Origin of the sequence: Lentibacillus populi (genome assembly GCA_014642895.1) — a bacterium.
GTDB lineage: Bacteria > Bacillota > Bacilli > Bacillales > Amphibacillaceae > Lentibacillus_C > Lentibacillus_C populi.
The window spans coordinates 1-22,070 of record BMJD01000058.1 but is presented as its reverse complement, the minus strand read 5'-3'; the positions used below and the strand labels follow the sequence as shown (position 1 = coordinate 22,070).

Sequence of the window (22,070 nt, the reverse complement as noted above, 5' to 3'; positions counted from 1 at the left end):
AACGTTAAAATAGGCATCAAAAAGTTCATTTATCACTAGAACTTTTCGATGCCTATTTTTTGTTGGAAGTCAATCATTATTTTTAGGTAAACTTAAAGAATGATGGATGAATTTTTGATGTTTTTTTATCGTTTAAACGTTAATTTCGGCCAAACAGCTGACCAGTTTTTTTCTGTCAACCGGGTATGGTAAATTGTCAAAAGTTCTGGATTGTCCAGAAAATACGGTGTGGGTTTTACTCTCATCTGCACACAATCATCTATCCCGTGCGGAGCTGTTAAAATGATATTGTCATGTTCATTAAGCTTCACGCCAAGTGATGTCGCAGTCTCTGGAAATTTGGCGATTGCATCTTCTGAGGATACATACGGCTCGATTCCATTGCAAATATGCATCCGTGCCTCATTTTTTACAGACCATGGATAGTGACCATTAGCTGTTTGCAAAATCCTTTCCAATCGCTTTTCTTCTTGCTCAACAAAATTTTCCGTATCAAAATAGATCACATCGATATCCTGTATTGGCGTTCTTTCCGAATAATCATGCAGCACATCCCAAACTTTTGCACGAACAAATCCCGCACAAATCCACCAATCGGGTAACTGTAATGATTTTGCTGTATATAAAGCTTCCATCATCCAAGCATCCTTTTTTATGATTTGAATGATGTCTTGTTTCGTCTGAATCATCATTTTTCCACCTCTAATCCAGCACGGAATTTTTCCAGGCAAAATAATATGGATTCCATCCTGATCGCTCGTTGCTGTGCCTCTTCAACCGATATGGGATAAAAGCGTATTTTGCCTTGTGGTGGCAGCTGGGCAATTTTGGGCAGATCACTGGAAATTACCGTTCCAATTCTTGGATAACCTCCTGTTGTTTGCCGATCAGCCAGTAAAATAATCGGTTGGCCATTCGGCGGGATCTGAATACCGCCGAAAGGAATAGCATCCGACCAGATCTCACCAGCCGTTGTGATGGCATCATTGTCAGCTTGCAATCGGTAGCCCATTCGATTGGAATTCGCTCCGACCGTAAAGCTTAACTGAAAAAATTGCTGGCGGTCTTGTTTTGAAAACTGTTCTGTGTGTGGCCCTTCAATAACTGCTACTTCAATCGACTTCTCATAAATAGGAACAGATTGACTTGAATACCCAAACCCCTTACAACATTCGGTATGATGACCATAGATTATTTCGCCTTTTTCAATTATTTTCCCAAACCCACTATTAAGATCGGTTGATTTGCTTCCAAATACAGCCGGTACATCGAAGCCACCTGCAACCGCAATATATGCCCGAACTCCTGATTGAGGCTTGCCAAATGTCAAACGGTCCCCCTTCTCCATATGAAACGACCTCCACATTCGGATACGTTTACCATTAATGGCGGGCTGGATATCTGCTCCGGTAATTACCAACGTTACCGGCTGATACGCTTCCAGCTCCGGTCCGATTAAGGTAATTTCCAGGCAGGCTTCGTCACGTTTATTCCCTACAAGAATGTTGGCAATTTGCAGTGCAAATGTGTCCATGGCACCAGATACCGGAACCCCAAAACGTTGATGTCCGGTACGTCCCATATCCTGAAATGTAGTTAGTATTCCTGGTTTATGTACGTGTAAAATTTTTTGGCTTGCCATCGTTTCACCTCGTTTACCATTTAAAAAGTGTTTCAATCAAACCGATTTGTTGCTCACCGAGTTTGGGTGGCTGCCTTCTATAATTGAGGATTTTTCTTCCGTGTTTTGATGATTGTCATATGAGAATCACCACATGTTTTGATTAGAAAATGTCTGTTTTCGATCATGGAACTCTCTTTTTCAACCGTGGGGCGCCAGTTTTTGATCGAGAAACTTTCTTTTTCGATCGAGGGTCATGTATTTTTCTATCGTGCCGCTCATTCAAATCAACTAACTCCCAATTGCCCTTACACTAATTCCCCCAGCATCCAGCGCTTTCCGCAATTCCTTGGCAAATTTAACCGCATGTGTACCATCACCATGGACACATACCGTATCCGCTTCGATTTCGATAAGTGTACCATCAACTGCCTTGGCAACACCACTTTTTACCATCTGCTCGACTTGTTGAATGGCTGTTGTCACATGCTCAATCAATGCACCAGACTCTTTCCGTGGGGTCAGGGAGCCATCCGGTTGATAGGTTCGGTCGGCAAACACTTCTGATCCGACACGCAATCCACGTTCCCTTCCGGCGGTTAGCAGTTCGCTTCCCGCTAATCCATAAACAATCAGTGATGAGTCGACATTGTAGACAGCCTGGGCGATTGCGTCTGCTGTTGCCCTATCCCGGGCTGCGAGATTGTACAATGCTCCGTGCGGCTTAACGTGTTGCATTTTCACTTGATGTACGTTGCAAAAAGCTTGCAGTCCGCCTACTTGATAGACAACGGTGCGATAGATTTCTTCAGGGGAAAAATCGATCATCCGGCGGCCGAACCCCGCCAAATCCGGAAATCCCGGATGGGCACCTATTGCAACACCGTGTTTTTTTGCTAGTCTTACTGTCCTATCCATCACATCTGGATCGCCCGCATGCGCGCCACAGGCTATGTTTGCGGATGTAATATGCTGCATCAGGTCAGCATCGGCACCAATTGTATAAGTACCAAAGCTTTCACCCATGTCACAGTTCAAATCAATTCGCCTTCCCATGTCTATCCGTCCTTTCGAGCGTATTTTTTTATAACTGATCATGTCATTTGCCAATTTAGAGATAAACAGCAGGCGAAATATCTTGTATTCCAAGACCCTGCTCATCATCCCATCATTTTAGCTTCACGTTAAAGGTACCATCTGCCACCTGTTCTTTGATCTCTGAAAACCCGTACTCGGTAATTTCATAAAAATGTACAACATCACCAGCCCGAAATAAAAAAGCATGATCATCATTATTCGGATCAAACAGTTTAAGCGGTGTTTGTCCAATGATATTCCAGCCGCCGGGTGATGCAACCGGGTAGATTCCCGTTTGCTCGTGAGCGATACCGACTGCACCGGCATTTATCAATTTACGCGGTTCAGGCAAACGCGGTGTGGCGATTGTTTCACTCATCCCGCCAAGATATGGAAAACCCGGTAAGAATCCCAGCATGTAGATAAAATAATCGGGCTGTTGGTGACGGACAATGACCTCTTTTTCCGTTAACCGATTATACTCAGCCACCCGCTTTAAATCCGGACCATGCTCCCCGCCATATAAAACTGGTACATATACATGCCTGGGATTCACTATCGCATCCTCACCATCATCCGGCACGACATGACGCAGTTTTTTGCAAATTTCTTTGTATACTAATCGACTTGGTTCGTAATAAATCGTCACCGAGTCAAAAGCGGGTACCCACTCTTCTATACCATCGATCGCAGCGTATTCCAGATCCTCGCAAAACATTTTTATTATCCTGTTTAATTGCGGTGAAACGGCTTCATTAAATTGTATTTTTACTGCATGGTCACCGACAGGTTTTATTGAAAAATCCATATGAGCTGCCTCCAGAAAATACGAATATCTAGTTAGAATTGTAGCATAATCAAGAAAAGGATTTCGAATATAGTATTCCGAAATATATCAACCTTAAAAAATGGAATAAATCAACCAAAATGAAAGCGTAAACATTTTTTTCTTGTTGGTAGTTCAAAAGATTTGTATAATAGATTTAAATTCTAAAACTAGATTTAAATACACTAAAGTAAAGGGGGAAAAATATGATTTCGACAACGTGGAGCTGGTTATGGGATAAACATGACCAGGCAAAGGAGCTATTACGTTTTTTTGTCAAACCAAATTCAACTAATCCAAGCTCTAACAGTGAAAAAGCGTCTTCCTCAAATGGCGATGATAACGGCAACAGTAAACGCTATTACAGGCCAGTACAATTAATCGGACTTATCGCGGGACCGGTATTATTCTTTTTAACGCTATTATTCTTTTCACCGGAAGGCTTATCATCAGCGGGGCAGGCCATTTTAGCCAGTACCATCTGGATTGCGATCTGGTGGATGACAGAAGCAATTCCAATCCCGGCAACATCACTACTGCCAATTGTCCTGTTTCCTCTATCGGGAGGACTTGATATTGATACAACGACCTCATCATATGGTGATGATACGATCTTTCTGTTTATGGGTGGTTTTATGATCGCCCTGGCAATGGAGAAGTGGAACTTGCATAAACGAATTGCCCTTAGCATTATTGTCATCATCGGTACAAATACAGATCGGATTATTCTTGGATTCATGGTCGCTACAGGATTTTTATCGATGTGGATTTCCAATTCGGCAACCGCGATGATGATGGTACCGATCGGACTTGCCATTATATATCAAGTGTCTGATGCATTAAAGGATGATGGTTCTATTGATACATCAAAGGAAAATTTTGGCTTTGGCAAGGCATTGATGCTCGGGATCGCCTATTCCGCTTCACTTGGCGGGATTGCAACATTAATCGGTACACCACCAAACACATTACTGGCTGGTGCGATTGAAAAGACTTATGGCATTGAACTTTCCTTCGCCAGCTGGATGCTTTTTGGTGTCCCGGTTGCCTGGATATTTATTATCTTTGCCTGGTTCTATCTTGTGAAAATTGCCTACCCGCTAAAATTAAAAACACTTCCAGGTGGAAAAGAAGTTATCCAATCGGAAAAAAGGAAGCTTGGTGCCGCATCATTTGAGGAAAAAGCCGTCTTTACTGTTTTCGTTCTGGCAGCATTAGCATGGATCACCCGGACATTTGTATTGGCACCATATATTAATGAAAACATTAATGACGCTATAATTGCGATGACTGCGGGGATTGTCTTATTCATTTTTCCGGCAAAAAATAACAAAGGCGATTTCCTGCTAGATTGGGAAACTGCGGTAAAATTACCATGGGGTATTTTACTACTCTTTGGCGGTGGTTTGGCGATTGCGGCCGGCTTTGTTGATTCAGGGCTTTCCGAATGGATCGGAGGTCAATTAAGTGCTCTGGAAGGCGTCAATATTTTCATCGTATTGCTTGTTGTAACAACACTTGTAATTTTCCTGACCGAAATAACATCCAACACTGCAACAGCTTCAATGATGTATCCGATTATGGCATCACTGGCAATGGCATTAGGTGTACATCCATATGCCGTTATGGTTGCAGCTGGAGTCGCTGCATCATGTGCCTTCATGCTGCCTGTTGCAACACCACCAAATGCTGTCGTGTTCGGATCCGGTTATTTACGAATCCCGGACATGGCAAAGGCAGGTTTCGCCTTAAACATTTTTGGAGTTATTTTCGTTACCCTGGCTATCTACTTCCTGCTGCCTTTAGTTTGGGGTATTGACTTGACACATGTTCCGGAAATGTTTAAATAGTAAAATTCCGGATCTTTAAGGTGATTAAAACGGAAGAGGCGCTGTTCAATTAATAACAACGCCTCTTTCTTTTGAAGTCTTGGGTGGGGGCTTACTGCCGATTGAGGCGGGATAAGCACAATCTTCCACTTCCGGATCATTCAGCGGTTTTTCTGGGACGGCTCTGCACCACCATTACAAAAATCAAGTAAACTACTGGTAGAATTCCTGTCAAAAGTACAAGACCCTTCCAACCAGTATGGAGCCAAACCGGACCAAGCGCCGAACTGCCAAGCGCAACTCCAATGTAATACGCAACAAGATACAGGCTTGAAGCACTGCCTTTATGATGCGTCGCCTGTTCTGTTACCGATGCAGCTGTGAGAGAATGCGCGGTGAAAAAGCCAAGACAGGCAACACATAAACCAATAACAATGACAACCACAGAATTACTGAGTGTCAGAAAAAGTCCAACGGCAAGTGTCAGGATCCCGAATATACGAATCCGCCGCAATCCTAAATTCCCAGCAAGCCAGCCAGCTAACGGTGACCCGACTACTCCTAAACCATAGGCAAAAAACATATTGGACACTGCCTGCAATGACAGGGAAAATGGCTCCCCTTGCAAATGAAACGGCAAATATGTCCAAATCCCGGTAAAGGAAAATTGCAAAACGATACCTAATCCAAATACAAGTAGTAGCGAGGGGTTTTTCAAATGAAATAAAAATGCTTCAATATCCCGCGAAAATGACAGATTACTAGGTTCGAAAAATCGTGATTTCGGCAGCAACATAAATACAGCCAACAATATGACCAAACCTGCCACTGCCAAAAAGTAAAATGCCGTTTCCCAGGAATAATGATCCGTAATAAACCCGGTCAAAACCCTGCCCACCATACCACCTAGTGCATTACTGGATATATAAAGGGCTGTTGCAACCCCGACACTGCGCTTGTCGATTTCTTCATTTAAATACGCCAATGATGCTGCGGGAAGTCCAGCAAGTGCAAAGCCTTGCAGCAAACGCAGGAAAAGCAGAAGGATAAACGAGTGAGTTAGCGGAATTAAGAAAAAAGGAATTACGGATCCGATTAACGAAAACTTGATAAAAATCGTTCGCCCGCTTCGATCCGATAAAAATCCAAGAACAATCAGCCCAACGATAAGCCCAATGATTGTCAATGACAGAGAGAGACTCGATGTCGAAACGGATACCCCGAATGCATCAACAAAAACAGGCAAAAGCGGTTGAACAGCATACATGCTGGCAAAAACAAAAAAAGATGCCAGCGCGAGGCTTACTGTGATTTTCCAAAAATATGAATCCTTTATTGTATAGGTACGTTGCGGCATGATGTCACTTCCAATATTCAAAAACTTTTCCCGGTCTAATCCAGTACGTATTTGTCCCGCCCTGCCAAAGAACCGAATATAACCACAATTAACGTTAAACCAAGCAATGTAAGTAGTGGTACGTTCCATGAGTTTGTTATATCGTATAAGTACCCGATAAATATCGGACCAATTGCAGCTAAAAGATAGCCAAGTGATTGTGCCATGCCCGAGAGTTCTGCAGCCTGTTTAGCATTACGTGCCCGCATCCCCAAAAAGGCCAATGCCAATGGAAAAATACCGCCCAATGCGATTCCGATTAAAGTTGTGCTAATTACTATCATAGGGAACGAATGACTAATAAGCAAGCCAGTATATCCACTAAAGGAACTTAATCCCAAAAAGATCACAAGTCCCCATTGTGATTTTAATTTCCCTGCTATTAATGGTACTAGAAAACTAAACGGCAAGCCAATAATCTGGGTAAATGACAGCATCCAGCCCGCCACACCTATACTAACCCCTTTATCGTGCAGGATCTCCGGCAACCAGGAGATGGTCACGTAAAATAAGAAGGATTGAAAACCCATAAACAAAGCGACCTGCCAGGCTAAACGTGAATGCCACATACCATGAGCACTGGATCTTGCTTGGTGTACCTTATCCTGATCATTGGATCGATTGTTTTTACTTAGGTAAAGCCAAAGAACCATACCAGCAATAGCGGGAATTATCCAAATAATTAAAGCAACCTGCCAGCCTAACCCCAGACCCTTTGCAATAGGGATACTAATCCCTGATGCCATGGCTGCGAATGTTCCCATCACTGTAGAGTAGACACCAGTCATCAATTCAACTTTATTAGGAAACTTTTCTTTTAGTACACCGGGCAATAGAACGTTACTAATTGCAATTCCACAACCAACAAGTAATGTTCCGGCATACAAAAAGGTCACGCTTGTAACGACTCGAATAGCTATACCAAAAACCAGTAAAATTAGTCCGAATACCAACGCCCGTTCATTGGAAAACCTGTTCCCCAGCCGTGGTGCAACAGGCGACATCACCGCAAATGCAATAAGTGGCAAGCTTGTTAAAAGTCCAGCACTCCAATTTGCAAGACCAAGTTCATCCCGGATAATTCCAATAACCGGTCCTACCGAAGTAATTGCTGGTCGCAAATTAAATGCAACTAGCATAATACCTGCAATCAAGAGGATTCGGTAAGCACGTTTCTGATTATCTCCTGTCCTTATTTGTTGTTCGTCCACAAAGACTCTTCCTTTCTTTCCCCAAATTCATATTACATATCATAGCATAAACATGTTACATCATGTTATTTATTGGCTGTGAGAAGGTATACTTAATTTACATTGTCTCCTTAAGAAGTATCATTCCTTCAGGCAATACTTGGATTCTTCTTTTCACTATACTTAATGTATGGATTCAGGATTTAAAACGAATTGACAATTCTCCGCTTTATCGAGAAATTTTTTAGTTTGGCGATTTAAAACATGCTAGGTTATTGTCTAAAGGATCCTCGCATACAAATCATTTAACGTACCTTCATCGCCTGGACACTATAGTCAACCGTCTGCATTTCAAGTCTTTTCTGAACATAGGTTACAGCGGCCCTTGTTATTGGCAATTTTGTAAACTTAAAAACTCCTTTACACAATACATTAAAACATTTGAGATTTTACCTTTCTCACTATTAGAAATCTGTTCAGATAAAATTGTGATCATAGCCACATTTCATAAATAACCCTACAACAAAATTAGTTGTAGGGTTATTTTTATCAAATGTCATATTTTTGTATTGACTCATCCGGATTGACAGCACCATTAACTAAATCCACGCTCCTGCTCAATGTCTGTGATATCCGCCTGAAATGGTCGCAAACTATTCCGCCGTAATGAAATCACTTTTTATATCCCACCAGCACCTTCATCGCCCGGACACTATAGTCCATCGTCCGTATTTCCGGTTTTTTCCGAACATAGGTTACCGCTGCTCCCGGTATTGGTAATTTCGTGAACTGGGTCAAAAACTCTTTTGCACCATACTTTAAAATATTATCGAATGAAAACGTATTTTCTCTCACTTTTCTTTGCACACTATTCAGCAGCCAGTCATAAGCATCATTGCCTTCCAGTTGCTTGACAGAAAAGTGCTTTATGCTCAGCTCTCCACTGGCAACCTTGCTGCTGATCTGCTCCAGATAGTTTTTCATCACCTGTAGATCCACTTCCACGTCCTCAAGTTTGGCGGATTGCCTGGCATCATAATCGTGAAGCTTTTCAAGCGTGTCATATATCTGGGTCCGGCCCTGTGTCAGGTTAAACAGAAATTCCTCATCATCGAGCGTTGGCAAGCTGACAATATCTCTTACTGTCTTGATCGAAGCATTTACCTCATCCGTTAACGCAGTCGTTACCCGCTCAGCTCTTTTTAACCCATCCACCAAATCATGCTCCAAAAATTGCTCGTGGATATAGCCATTATCCGCACCCTCCAGCGACTGCAGGGCATTCTCCATTTCCGTCAAAATTTCCTGATAATCCGCAATAAATCCTTTCAGGAACAGCAGGAATGGCATATGTAGTTCTTGATAAAACGAACGAATCGCTCGGGCGCCTTTCCCTTTAAAGGCTTCATCAAGTGCTATAACCGCCTGCACGCTCTGCTCTAGATCCTTGACCTGTCCTTCTAGCGTATGTAGACTTGTTTTGGTAGCCTTTATCCCTGCACGCAAACTTTTTACGTCTAATACTTTGATAGATTAACACCCCCTCTAGGTCCTTTATTCTCGTGAAAATTTCATCAATTCTATTTATATTATATGGGAAATCACTACCATTTCGAAAGGGAAGAAAGTCTGAAATTGATAGAAAGGTTGCCAAAAAGGATAAATAATAGTTAAAAAATTTTGCATGCATAAAAAATTGTACGTGTTTCCTTCTTTCCGATCAAAATGAAAACATTGATATCATAATTGACGATATCCTTTTTCTTCTGATCTCATGTATGTTTTGGAATCGCTTCATCAACATATTGAATTGCCTCCAAGATCATCTTTCTTTGTTCAAATGTATAGTATGCCTGTTTTCATTTTTGCCTGTTGAATTTATCAGCAGAAATAGCAACGATTAAATAATCTCCGTACTTTTTTGCACGTCCTAATAAATTGATATGCCCTGTATGAAGAATATCAAATGTTCCATATGTTATAGCTTTTTTCATACCATGTAGCTTCCCTTGTTAAAATCCTGAACGTTAGGTTTCCGTTTAAAAAATTCAACATGAATTCTTAAAATTTACAAACTATTTACTCTTAGCTAATATTCGCTTAATACATGGGATTTATAATGAAATTAATCGAAAATAAACCTTATATTTTCGAAATTAGAAAGGAGAATGTCGATGACTATTAGAGGTATTGGACACAGAGGTTATCCAGCTAAATATCCAGAAAATACAATGTCTTCTTTTCAAGCTGCTATTGAATTAGGTTTTACCCATATCGAATTGGATGTACATCTTAGTAAAGATGGCGTTCCAGTCGTGATGCATGATTATAAAATTGATCGAATGACAGATGGAAATGGAGAAATTCGTGATTATACTGTTTCGGAACTTCAACAATTCACAGTAGATGAAACAGAAAAAATTCCTACATTAGAAGAAGTTCTTCGATTAGCTAAAAATCAAGTTATTGTTTCGATAGAAATGAAAAATACCAAATTATATGATTCCGTTGAAAATAAGGTTTTCGAAGTAATTCAAAAAGTAGATATGATCGACCAAGTTTATGTTATTTCATTTGATCATAAATCGCTTGCTAAACTGCGTGAACTTTCAAGTGAAATTAAAATAGGGCCACTTGTTAATAAACTTAGACGCTCCCATTTTCGGCTTATTGAAAAATTAGATGCGAGTTATATCGCTGTGAAACATGATGGTTTAAAAGAAAAATATGTCAAACATTGTGATGGATTAGGAATTCAAGTTGTTGCATGGACAGTGAATAGCGTGGAACAAATGCAACGCTTTAAGGACTATCCCTCAGTTTTGGTAACAACAGATGAATTAGAAAAATATAAAGCCTATCATTATCCAGATTCTTCTGCAAAATCACAAAAAGTAATTGTTTAATCTCTTAATATGCCTCGAACAAAAGAAGGATAAAATATTTATGCTCTTATGAGCATTTTTATTTTTGTGATGCTAAAAAAATAGTAGGAGGATTCTTCCTGTGAACTATAGTGGTATTATTACATGTTTTATCGCGGCAATTATTTTAACACCATTCGTAAAAAAACTAGCGATTTTAATTGGTGCAGTTGACAAACCAAATCATCGAAAAGTACATCAAAAAATGATGCCACGTCTTGGTGGTCTTGCTATTTATATTAGCTTTTTAATTGGTTTTCTACTTTTTCTCCCTCAAACAGTTAACTATTGGTCAGTTGTAATTGGGGCGACGATTATCATGCTTGTCGGGATCTTGGATGATGTCATGCAGCTATCTGCCAAGTTAAAATTTGGAGGGCAACTAATAGCAGCTATGGTTCCTGTTTTTGGTGGATACACCATCGAATTTATTACAGTGCCGTTTGGAGATCGAATCGAGTTTGGGGCTGCAGCCATACCGCTTACGATTATTTGGATTGTTGCAATTACCAATGCAATTAACCTAATTGACGGTTTGGACGGGCTAGCAGCAGGAGTGTCTTCGATAGCTTTATTAACGATTTCCGTACTTGCTATTTCTATGGGAAATTATCCAATTGCATTAATTTCTCTTATGCTGTTAGGAAGTACACTTGGGTTTTTAGTGTATAATTTTCATCCTGCAAAGATATTTATGGGAGATACAGGATCTTTGTTTCTTGGTTATATGATAAGTGTAATTGCAGTAATGGGTTTATTCAAAAACGTTGCGCTGTTCTCCCTAATGGTTCCGATTATTATTTTGGCTATTCCGATTTTAGATACATTGTTTGCGATTATTCGTAGAATTGTGCATAAGAAGCCATTAGCTTCCCCTGATAAGTTTCACTTACATCATTGTATTATCCGTATGGGCTACAGTCATAGTCAGACGGTAATCATGATCTATGCTTTAAGTGGATTATTTAGTTTAGCGGCCGTTATATTAACCCGTTCAGCAATGTGGGGTACGACAATTACATTACTTACTGTCTTGATTGTAATCGAGTTAATTGTAGAAGTAACTGGTATTGTCAGTGAAAGGTATCGCCCAATATTAAATTGGATTGAAACCAGTAAAGAAAAAACGAAGTAACTTAGTAATTTTCTCAAATACATAAGTACTTCGGAAATATAATATAGGTTATGGTGATGAATGTGAATCATTTGCGAAAGAGAACATTGGAGGAAATACAGCTAGCAAGAGCTTTTGCAATTTTGGCAGTACTGACCGTTCATGCTTCATCGAGTGGAGTAACAAACATTGAACCAGACTCTTTCCTTTTTCCAGTTTATAATTTCTTGAATATAGCTGGAAAATTAGGTACGCCAACATTTATCATGTTAAGCAGTTTTGTATTATTTTATAATTACTATCCTAGAGAAACAAATTGGGGATTAATAAAGCGATTTTATGTCAAGCGGCTAAAGTTCATTTTAATTCCCTATTTTATATTTTCTTTACTCTATTTTGTTATAAAAATGGCAGTCTATTATGATTATCCGAGTATTTCTTTTGCAATAAACCGATTTTTAACTTTATTGGCATTAGGAAAAGCACATACTCATTTATACTTCGTCTTTATTAGTGTGCAATTCTACGTGCTATTTCCTTTATTGCTGATAGCTTTTAAGAAATTGGGATTTTTAAGAAAACATGCCATATGGATTGGCTTGCTGTTGCAATGGGCATGGGTAGTTTTAAATAATAATTACTTTCATATCCCTTGGAAGGGATCTGTTTCCTTATCCTATATATCCTTTTATTTTATGGGGGCATTTCTTGGAATCTACTATAACGATTTAAAAGCGAAATGGAAGCAGCCACTTTTTAGAGAGCGAATCATTATTCCATTGAGCCTAGGTTACGGGGTATTAGTATTTCTATATACAGGTTATATGTATTTAACAAGAATTGGTGTTTTCACAACCATTGCTAATTATCTACCTGGTTTTGTTACTAGTTATATTGGTGAATTCACTTGGGCAACACATGCCCTATTTGCAGGGGTTTTCCTATTTTATTTAGCTCACTTAGCAAATCAAACGTTTCAGTCAAGAACCAAATTTGTGTTTATGGAAATTGGGGCAACATCCTTTGGAATATATTTAATTCACCCCTTGTTTTTAATGGTGTTCAGGCAAGTTGTTAGCCCAGGATCACCAATCGTTTATCACAGCTGGCAAGTGGTAACATTTATTCTGGTTGGTATACTCAGTTGGTTAGCTGTACGTTTCTCATACCGGTTTATCCCTTATTATTGGGTACTTTTTGGAAAAATGGATCAGCCAAAATTCGAAAAAAATCCTAGACAGGGGGAAAGTAATGGTCATGGATATAAAAAATATTCCTAAAACGATTATTATTGTTCCAGCTTATAATAAGAAACTAGTACTGCAGCAACTTAGAATGATTCATAACCTAATTGTAAATCTAGCATTTATTACCGTGATTATTTCGTTTATTTCTCGAAAAAAAGAAGCTATCGCAATCGCTTCTATTCTTATCATGTATATAGGATTAGCTAATTTATTCTTAACCACTCCACGATACGGATTTTTTATTATACCAATCATGTGTATATTAAATGGATATGCTATCGTAACGATAATTACGAAAATTAAAACGCTTTCCGTGGATCGAAAAATAAGAAATGCGAACAAGGCTGCTTAACAGCTTTGTTCGCATTTTTCTTGTACAACTTCCCGTATTTATTATTTAGCCAAGCTGCTTAGTGATGGTAACTTTACATCTGAATCTCTATCTACCAATCTACTTGCAATCGTGGTCAATTCACACATTGCTGTAAGGACGTTTTTGTCTTTGCCCAAAGAAGGCAGCTAATGCGAGTTCAGGTGTATTTCTTGCCTCTCGTTGATACGTGCGGACTTTCTTTCTCAATTCCATCCTTTTAAATTCTTTATTGTGGAGAGCGTGGTTTGTTTGATGATACAACTGCTGGCTATCCCAGTTATCTTCTTCCACATGTCCGACTACAGGTTGATCACAAAGCGACGCAAAAGCGTCTATTTTTGGATCATACGAAATAGCTACAAATGGTGTATAATTGATTGCCGAAAATATAAGGGAATGCAGACGCATGCCAATGAGTAGATTGGATTCCCCAATAAGGGCAATTTTTGCTTGTAAGGAAGCATTAGCTGGTGAAATATAACTATGCTCCGTCATTAATTCAGCTGTTTCCTGCGATTTACGTTCATCCTTTTCTCCATGCATAGGTACGAATACAACTGCATACCCATCTTGAACGAGTTGATCTAAGGTGGATGCTATTTTTTGCGTGAAGGGCTTGTTTGTTGGCCAATCCCTGACACTTACCGTTATGAATTTTTGAGTGAATTTATGAGCTGGCTCCCATTGATGGTCATAGGAGCTGGAATCTAAACCTAATACAGGATCGGGAACAATAGTAGATGCATGCTTGACACCTATTTTCGTGAGTAAATGTTGTGAAGCTTCGTCACGCACCGTGATTTGCTCTACATTATTTAACGTATATTTGACTAACCATTTGCTTAAAATTCCGTTAATTGGCCCCATACCTTGTGCATAAATAAAAACAGGTTTCTGCAACCATTTTGCCAATTTGATGATGCCTGTATAATAGGGGATAGTTAACATCCCTGTTTTGTCCTGCAAAAGACTGCCTCCACCACTTATTAATCCATCCGATTCTCGTAATGCTTGACTTATTTCGGTGATCTTTCGTCGGTTTACAGCATTCACTTGATAGGTTCTTTTGGTTTCTTCAGGGTTATTGGATAAAATAGTAATTTTAATCGTAGGCTCAACCATTCGTAGTTGTTCAATTATCGAAAATAAAATAGCTTCATCGCCAACATTACCAAATCCGTAATAACCGGAAACTACAATATGCATTAAACCCACTCCCTTCGAATGCGTTTTGTGATAAAGGGTACACATTTTCGGTAAATCAAGATAAGCAACAGACCTAAGATATATCCTAAAACAATGCTATAAGCTGTTCGCAGTAAAGAAATGTGCAATGGAATATGAAGGTGGGTAAAAGTATTCATTATTGACAAAAATCCAATGCTTCCCGGAATAATCAGGAATTTGCCAAGTAGTCTATTCCTGCCGATCACATAGATTGCTAATAAATAGAATGGAAAACCGATGAGAAACTCTTTTGTTCTTGGACGTACATATAGCCACCCCTCTAATGTGCTTCGTATCATCAGCTCAATGTCACTAACAGTAGCACCATTTCCTGTTCTGGTAATATAATAGATACCTATTGCACCAATGATAAAGATGACTGCAAGGTGCCAATACTTCACTGGAACGTGTAATAGTTTTAACATTTCTCTCCAGAATAAAAATACACCAACAAACAAGATAGGGATAAGGTATACTAATTTCACCCCTCTAAACACTTCAAATCCGGTTATAAAAGCATTTCCATTTAATAGGCCGATGACAATGATTATTCCTGTAAAGGTGATTCCTAGTGCCTTTAAATAGTGCAAAGTAATACGACCAAGCTGCTTTTCTCCTATATTTATTGTAGATAATACAGCATAAATTGGTGCTATAATCGCAATAATTAATGCAAAGCCCTGGATAAGGAATAATCTTCCTGTAAGAAAATAGCCTATCACTAAAAGCGTCATGAACACTACAGAAGCAATCATCCATTTTCGGTTATTTATTACAGATGAGACCAACCCCGTAAACAGAATGCCGGTGATGAACAAAATTGCTAGCATCCATGTTGGTGTGTTGATTTCTGAAAATGGCTTCGGTGTTCCCTGCTGGAAGTTACTTGCTAATTTATCATGTACGCCTTCAATAAACGCATTTGCATTCTCTAAGCTTTCAACAGGATCTCCGGCTTGAATATGAAAGAAGATAGACCGTATATTACGTTCTTTAACAGCTCGTGCAGCCTGATCAATATTTTCTGATAACGTCTTGTTATTTAAGTCCATACTATGCAATCGAATCGTATTGTAATCTGTATTACGCGCCACTGTTTGCAGTCCTTTTTGGTGGCTAAATTCGATGGAATAAAAATGATAACCTACATTAGTTAATTGGTTTGTCCATTTTTCTACTGCCTCCATATTCGGATAACCAATCACATCCTCACCGTAGAATAATAAATTCGTAGTATTTGTATCTTTTAATTCAATAAGTTGATCTACATTCTTTTGGTTCCAGAATTGATTTGTATTTTCTGCTCGAAACATATAATGAAGACCTTGCGCTTTGACTTTTTTAAGCGTCTCTTCGTTGTAAGCAATATTTTGAGATAGGAGCTCCGTTTCTTTTTCAATAAAATAAAATGCTTGACCATTAATGGTAATGGAAGAAGGCTGTAACTTTTCGTTAATCAGTTTATTAAAATAAGCATCCTTTGGTTGAGTAATGTAGTATCCCTTTTCTTCGGTGTCTATTGTTTCCTCTTGACCGCTAAATCGTAAGGCATTATTTAATTCCTGTTCATTATAAATTGTTATCATGTCTTGATCCTCCATCCAATTTAAAGATAGAGGGCTGATGCTAACGGTATTTAAACCAGACTTTTTTAAAGAAGAGAGAATGGCTTCTGTATCTACATCTTCGTGATCTGTTGCCAACTGGTCAATTTCTTGATATGGAACAGCAATCTCGTACGTATTATTTTCAGTTTCAGTATTCCAACGCTCAACAATTCCCGGTATTGTACTTGCGAGTAAGATGATTAAAGTAATCCAAAGCCATTTCTGTTTGCTCATTGATCTTCTCTTCCTTTCTGGGAGAAATAAGGAATATTCTTTAAGATGTCCGTTTTATTCACCACATTAAAGAGGTATAGTTGTAAAACATAGACGGCAATGCCAATTACAATAGCTCCAACTAAATAGAGAAGGGCTTGGCTCCGTGCCCAATCTGTTATGGAGACATATAATGTTGGTATGCCAATAATGGCTCCCATGGATATGGAAGCGGCCATAATTTTAGCTATCCGTGTTTTCTTGATTGAAAATGGATAATGCTTAAAGATATACCAGGTATTTATAATGAACAGAAGAATATATACCAATAACGTGGATAAAGCCGCTCCGCGTAGCCCAAAGAATTGTATGAAACAAATATTGAGTATAGCCTTCATTAAAATACCAAAGACAATAATTATGGCTGCCTGCTTAGCTAAGTTCATACCTTGGAGAATCCCAGTACTTAAAATCGTTAATGAAGTAAATACAGAACTGAATCCAAGTATAGCTAGCACCCAGCTTCCTGCTAAATCGGTAAATAAGGCTAAATTGATCGGTAAAGTTAACCCTAGTAATCCCATTGCTGCAGGCCATGAAAGTAAGTGGGTGATTCGATATGTCTTTTTTGTGATATACCGGACTTGATCTACATCTCCTTCCGCTAGTTTCGTTGTTATTAATGGTATAAGCGGTAAAACAATCGATGTAGAGAACACGGTGGCAATTTGCACAATCGAAAGGCCGCGTCCATAGATACCATAAAGATAATTAATGCTTGTTTCAGATTCGCCGATATTCCGTAGACCATATGGAATGGTAAAAGAATCGATAAAATTAATCAGCGCCATGGTAATTGTTCCAAATGCGATTGGTATCGATAGCTTTAATATTCGCTTACTCCAAGACGAAAATTGCTTAAACGTATATTTTCTAGCCAATGTCTGCTTAAAGGAAGCGCGCACGTATTTCACTCTTAAATAGATTAACGACACAAATGCCCCTACAACCGAACCAATCATGATTCCGCCGGCTATCGTGGCATCAGAAAAGTCCTGTTGGGCAAAGTAATAAGCAATAACTAAAATTAATCCCACACGAATAAACTGTTCAATTACTTGCGAGATAGCAGTTGGTTTCATATCTTCAAAACCCTGAAAGTAACCTCGGTAAACAGCCATGTATGGTGCAACCAATAATGTGGCTGTTACTGCGATTAAAGCAAGTCTTGTCGACTGTCCCCCTAAAGCAGATGCTAGAGGAGAAGAAAAGCTAAATATCAGTAGAAAACTGGAGATACCGAACAACAAAGCAAGAATACTGGCTGTTATGTAAATTTCTTTTACGTAAGCTAATTCACCCTTCGCACGAGCATCGGCAATTAGTTTTGAAATAGCAATAGGGATCCCTGCAACAGACAACGTAAGAGCCACCATATAAACGGGATACACAAGACTAAAAATTCCTAAGACATGATCACCAGCAATATTTTGAAGAGGGATTCGGAAGATGCTTCCCAATATTTTAGATACTAATGTGGCGATCGTTAATAGTAACGTACTTTTGACAAAAGCGGAACGGCTCATGAAGCTTTCTCCTTTGTCTTCTGCTTTACGATATGGAGAGCAAATTGCGGAAGTGCAAGCATTCTTCTCCATCTGGCTGGTTGTTTCAATAAACGGTAGAACCATTCCAAATTCAGCTTTTGAAAAATAACAGGTGCTCGTTGAACTGTCCCTGCAATAACGTCGAAAGAACCACCAACTCCCATGAATAATCCATGATTGAATCTAGATAGATTGCTAGCTATCCAATTCTCTTGCCTAGGACATCCAAGTGCAACAAAGGTTATATCAGGCTGTAACTGAACGATTGAATTTGTAATATCGTTTGAGTCCAAGTTGAAATAACCATTTTGAGACCCGACAATGTTGATATGTGGATACTGATTTTGAATGTTGGCAACGGTTTTTTGTAACGTTTCTTCTTGAGCACCAAGTAAAAAAATACGATATTGATTTTTGTCTGCGATTTTCAATAAATTGATCATTGTATCATAGCCTGTAACTCGTTCGGGTAAAGGTTGATTTAACATTTTAGCAGCCTTTACAATTCCTATTCCATCAGCGACGATATACGTAGCGTGTCTCAAATGCTGCATGAAGTGTGAATCTTCATGTGCCTTCATGACAACTTCGGGATTTGCTGTTACAACAAAAGTCTTCTCTTTTTGCTGAATCCGTTTGTTTAGTAAAGCTACAAAAGAATGTTGATCTGTATTTAGGAAAGGAACATTCATTATTGTTATGCGTTTCATAGTTTTTCAGGCTCCTTTGAAGTTAATAGATGGGTGTTAATAAAATAATTGGAATGAAGAAAAACTTGTTTATTTTTTCATGGTTTTATAAAGGTTTTCCCTTTAACTATATAACGCCACTAATTTTATTTCTCGTTGCGGACACATCAATAGTAGTACATTTAAGAGGTAATTTCAGTATTATTTACAGATATTTTACATTATTTACTGAATCTTAACAGTATGATTAGCACCCAAAACTAGGGTTTTAAAATTTGAAAGGTCAATTTCAGATTATATAAGTGCGATTTTTTGTTTTACAAATAAAAGTTCTTTTTCCTTTTCATCGCCCTCATATATGGTATACTGTAGGTAGAAATATGCATATACTTATAAAGACCACAGCTGCAACTGTGGTCTCAAGATAAGCGGTCCCCCCAGGGGTTCGGCTATCCAGGAATAGGCCTCTCCCAACAACTTTTTTTGCGGGTTAATAGGGAGGTCTATTTTTTATTGATCATTCTTAACACGAGTGTGAGCAATGCAATCAGGAATGTGCCAAACGTAAGCATGACCATCAATACCTCGTAAATGCTCAATGGCATCACCACCTTTTATAAAGGGCTAGCCGACCAATCCCTAAAAGAACGTTATCTAATACATAGTATAGCACAGTTTTAGGTAAAATAACCATAAAAATAGAACATTTGTTTGTATAAAACAATCGCTGTACATGTTTTTGCTAAGTCCTTTGGATCATGCATTTAGACTCGTGACGCGAAAAAACGATGCTTTTTTCATTTTGTTTGTAGTGCGCTATACCATCAACTACAAGCTAGGATGCTTGTATAGTTTATAATATGCAGAAAGTTACGTAAGCTAGCATTGCATTTGCGGGGGTTGGTATGGAAATATGTTGAAACAACAGGAGAAGTGTGCATTAACTATCCTATACACATTACTTATGATGGTTTATAAAAATTCGCCATAAATATTATTATATTTTACAATAATTTAAATTTGCAGAAATGATTGATTACAACAGACTAAAATGATTAAATTAACTATAAAGCAATTAATTTTTACACTTTATTGACAACGCTTACAAAAAAGGGAGAGGATAGAATCATGCCACAGCGCGAACAGTTACAAAAAACGTTAAAGCCGCATTGGGTTTGGGCCATTGCCTTTGGATCTGCGATTGGGTGGGGGGCCTTTGTTTTACCTGTTGATTGGATGTCAATGGCCGGTCCGTTAGGTGTCATTATTGGGTTCCTGATTGGAGCAGTGCTCATGATCATCATCGGCGTAAGTTATGGTTTCCTTGTTGAAAAGTTGCCCGTATCTGGAGGTGAATTTGCATATGCCTATTACGGATTAGGCAGATACCATGCATTTTTCTGTGGTTGGTTTTTAACTCTTGGCTACATGTCCATTGTGGCATTAAATGCTTCTGCCTTGGCACTTCTCGGCAAATTTGTTTTGCCCTCTATTATCGAGCAAGGATATATGTATGATATTGCCGGATGGCACGTATATGCTGGGGAGGTTGTTATTGCTTGTCTTGCACTAGTTATTTTTGCCATCCTAAACATTCGCGGTGCAAGTCTATCAGGCTTTGCCCAATTTGTTTTTTGCCTAGCTTTACTTGGTGGCCTGATTTTACTAACTATTGCGATGATAATTCACCCTGCTAGTTCATTTTCGAATTTACAGCCATTATTTAAACCAGAAATAGGTGCCATTTCTTCCATTATTGCAATCGTTGCTATCGCTCCGTGGGCATATGTCGGCTTTGACAATATCCCGCAGGCAGCAGAAGAATTCAATTTTTCACCTAAAAAGTCGTTCAAAATCATCGTTATTTCACTACTCTGTGCAGGTTTTGCCTATACATTATCCATTATCGCCACAGGAGTTGGGCAATCTTGGATGGGTGCCGTTGAGGCCGGAAGTGTATGGGGTACTGGGGATATTGTTAGGAACGCCTATGGTGGATTAGGAATTATTTTACTTTCCTTCGCCCTGATGATGGGGGTTTTCACAGGATTAAATGGCTTTTATTTATCGACCAGCAGGTTATTATTTGCTATGGGCAGAGCGAAAATATTACCCGCTGCATTTGGGAAATTACATCCAAAATACAAGACGCCGCATATTGGAATTCTTTTTACGATGGTGTTGACCGGCATTGCACCATTTTTCGGTCGTGAGGCATTGCTTTGGGTCGTTGATATGTCAGCACTAGGCGTAACAATCGCATATTTTTACGCGTGTTATGTAGCATTCCGGCTCTTTAAATGGTCTGATCAGGAGGTTGCAAATGATCGTTCATTTTCTGTCGTATCCCCGTGGAGAAAATTTCTTTCCCTGTTAGGAGTAATTAGCAGTGTGGCATTTTTCCTTTTACTTGTTGTGCCAGGGTCACCTGGATTTTTAGGGAAGCCTTCGTGGATCGCCTTATTTATCTGGGTCGCTATTGGCGCGATCTTCTTCCTCACCCGTTTTAAAAGCTACCGTGCCATTCCAAAAGATGAAATGGATCATTTTATTTTAGGTGATTATGTAGATAAGAAAACTCCGAATACCTTTACTGTTGTGGCGGATATGAAAGAAGCGGATTAAGGGAAAGGTTAGGACTAGCGCCTGCTTTAGAATAAGCAGGTGCTCGTTTTTTGCTGGAGGCGGGGCTTTTCTCCCATTGATGCGCTCGCTCCCTGAATAATGTTTCCGCTCTTCGGTTGATGATTTCACTTTCGGGCTATGCTTCCGCTCCCTGGTTTTATACAACCATTCTTTACAGGAAGTCCGGTTAATGATTCCATACACAAAAAACCCTTCACCAGCCTCAGCCAGTGAAGGGTGTTCCATTCTATTATTTTTTCCACTCATTATAATCCAAGTGCTTGTATTTATCTAACAAGCGGGTTGGCATGTGCAAAGCATCTTTGCGGAATGGTGGTGCCAGCTGGGTTCCGTCCACATAGATGTTTAGTACGGCCGGTTTCCGCTGTTCCAATACTTCCTTCACCGCCGGACCAATGTCTTCTGGTTTATCAATCGTATATCCAATTGCCCCCATGGACTTTGCTACTTCTGCAAAGTCTGGACCCTCAATATTAGAACCAAC

General features: G+C 39.2%; 19 protein-coding genes and 1 pseudogene. 6 read left to right on the top strand and 14 right to left on the bottom strand.

The genetic code is table 11. The features are described 5' to 3' along the window. Positions 1-125 precede the first annotated feature (125 nt). From IEX12_RS20895 to pxpB, 4 genes are all read right to left on the bottom strand, one after another. Entirely contained in the window at positions 126-692 is a 567-nt protein-coding gene (locus tag IEX12_RS20895; protein ID WP_088052920.1) for a nucleotidyltransferase family protein, read from the bottom strand. Next, positions 689-1,642, bottom strand: a complete 954-nt coding sequence (locus IEX12_RS20890; RefSeq protein ID WP_188725831.1) for a 5-oxoprolinase subunit C family protein — start codon at positions 1,640-1,642, stop codon at positions 689-691. The genes IEX12_RS20895 and IEX12_RS20890 overlap by 4 nt, the downstream gene beginning before the upstream one ends. 270 nt (positions 1,643-1,912) lie before the next feature. After that, positions 1,913-2,677, bottom strand: coding sequence for a LamB/YcsF family protein (locus IEX12_RS20885; protein WP_088052918.1), 765 nt, complete (start codon positions 2,675-2,677; stop codon positions 1,913-1,915). Positions 2,678-2,789: 112 nt separating this feature from the next. Beyond that, complete coding sequence (pxpB, locus tag IEX12_RS20880; RefSeq protein WP_088052917.1) at positions 2,790-3,506, bottom strand: 5-oxoprolinase subunit PxpB; 717 nt, start codon at positions 3,504-3,506, stop codon at positions 2,790-2,792. A gap of 224 nt (positions 3,507-3,730) precedes the next feature. On the opposite strand from pxpB, the gene IEX12_RS20875 reads away from it, so the two are divergent. Further along, positions 3,731-5,374: an SLC13 family permease gene (locus tag IEX12_RS20875; protein WP_088052916.1), complete on the top strand. Its 1,644-nt coding sequence runs from the start codon at positions 3,731-3,733 to the stop codon at positions 5,372-5,374. A 136-nt stretch (positions 5,375-5,510) separates the two neighbouring features. On the opposite strand, the gene IEX12_RS20870 is transcribed toward IEX12_RS20875, so the two are convergent. The 4 genes and pseudogenes from IEX12_RS20870 to IEX12_RS20855 form a co-directional block, all read right to left on the bottom strand. Further along, on the bottom strand, positions 5,511-6,710 hold the full coding sequence (locus IEX12_RS20870) for an MFS transporter (RefSeq protein WP_088052915.1): 1,200 nt from the start codon (positions 6,708-6,710) through the stop codon (positions 5,511-5,513). A gap of 35 nt (positions 6,711-6,745) precedes the next feature. Then, positions 6,746-7,960, bottom strand: a complete 1,215-nt coding sequence (locus IEX12_RS20865; RefSeq protein ID WP_308778223.1) for a CynX/NimT family MFS transporter — start codon at positions 7,958-7,960, stop codon at positions 6,746-6,748. 651 nt (positions 7,961-8,611) lie between these two features. Beyond that, a complete protein-coding gene (locus tag IEX12_RS20860; protein ID WP_286171329.1) occupies positions 8,612-9,469 on the bottom strand; it encodes a ribonuclease YeeF family protein in 858 nt (285 codons plus the stop codon). A gap of 245 nt (positions 9,470-9,714) precedes the next feature. Then, positions 9,715-9,933 (bottom strand): annotated as a pseudogene (locus IEX12_RS20855) (FAD synthase family protein); the annotation flags it as partial. Positions 9,934-10,113: 180 nt separating this feature from the next. On the opposite strand from IEX12_RS20855, the gene IEX12_RS20850 reads away from it, so the two are divergent. The 4 genes from IEX12_RS20850 to IEX12_RS20835 all read left to right on the top strand — a co-directional run bounded on the left by IEX12_RS20850 (position 10,114) and on the right by IEX12_RS20835 (position 13,576). Beyond that, complete coding sequence (locus IEX12_RS20850) at positions 10,114-10,845, top strand: glycerophosphodiester phosphodiesterase (protein ID WP_088052913.1); 732 nt, start codon at positions 10,114-10,116, stop codon at positions 10,843-10,845. A gap of 100 nt (positions 10,846-10,945) precedes the next feature. Then, positions 10,946-11,998, top strand: coding sequence for a glycosyltransferase family 4 protein (locus IEX12_RS20845; protein ID WP_088052912.1), 1,053 nt, complete (start codon positions 10,946-10,948; stop codon positions 11,996-11,998). A 56-nt stretch (positions 11,999-12,054) separates the two neighbouring features. Then, entirely contained in the window at positions 12,055-13,257 is a 1,203-nt protein-coding gene (locus IEX12_RS20840; RefSeq protein WP_159457847.1) for an acyltransferase, read from the top strand. Beyond that, on the top strand, positions 13,229-13,576 hold the full coding sequence (locus IEX12_RS20835; protein ID WP_088052910.1) for a hypothetical protein: 348 nt from the start codon (positions 13,229-13,231) through the stop codon (positions 13,574-13,576). The genes IEX12_RS20840 and IEX12_RS20835 overlap by 29 nt, the downstream gene beginning before the upstream one ends. 120 nt (positions 13,577-13,696) lie before the next feature. Here the strand turns inward: IEX12_RS20835 and csaB are convergent, their stop codons facing one another. From csaB to IEX12_RS20810, 5 genes are all read right to left on the bottom strand, one after another. After that, a complete protein-coding gene (gene csaB / locus IEX12_RS20830; protein WP_188725829.1) occupies positions 13,697-14,803 on the bottom strand; it encodes a polysaccharide pyruvyl transferase CsaB in 1,107 nt (368 codons plus the stop codon). After that, the gene (locus IEX12_RS20825) at positions 14,803-16,665 is read right to left on the bottom strand and encodes a DUF5693 family protein (RefSeq protein WP_188725828.1); all 1,863 of its coding nucleotides are present in this window, start codon (positions 16,663-16,665) and stop codon (positions 14,803-14,805) included. The genes csaB and IEX12_RS20825 overlap by 1 nt, the downstream gene beginning before the upstream one ends. Then, positions 16,662-18,230, bottom strand: a complete 1,569-nt coding sequence (locus IEX12_RS20820) for a putative polysaccharide biosynthesis protein (protein ID WP_188725827.1) — start codon at positions 18,228-18,230, stop codon at positions 16,662-16,664. Before IEX12_RS20820 ends, IEX12_RS20825 begins: the two co-directional genes overlap by 4 nt. Then, a complete protein-coding gene (locus IEX12_RS20815; protein WP_155555362.1) occupies positions 18,227-18,961 on the bottom strand; it encodes a WecB/TagA/CpsF family glycosyltransferase in 735 nt (244 codons plus the stop codon). Before IEX12_RS20815 ends, IEX12_RS20820 begins: the two co-directional genes overlap by 4 nt. A gap of 482 nt (positions 18,962-19,443) precedes the next feature. Further along, positions 19,444-19,539: a putative holin-like toxin gene (locus IEX12_RS20810; protein ID WP_200809552.1), complete on the bottom strand. Its 96-nt coding sequence runs from the start codon at positions 19,537-19,539 to the stop codon at positions 19,444-19,446. Between the two features lie 529 nt (positions 19,540-20,068). Here IEX12_RS20810 and IEX12_RS20805 point away from each other — a divergent pair. Then, positions 20,069-21,565 (top strand): APC family permease, encoded by a 1,497-nt coding sequence (locus IEX12_RS20805; protein ID WP_088052904.1) that lies wholly within the window; start codon positions 20,069-20,071, stop codon positions 21,563-21,565. Between the two features lie 250 nt (positions 21,566-21,815). Here IEX12_RS20805 and IEX12_RS20800 read toward each other — a convergent pair. Beyond that, positions 21,816-22,070 (bottom strand): thiamine pyrophosphate-dependent enzyme (locus IEX12_RS20800; RefSeq protein ID WP_286171328.1); only part of this gene is annotated, 255 nt, incomplete at its 5' end.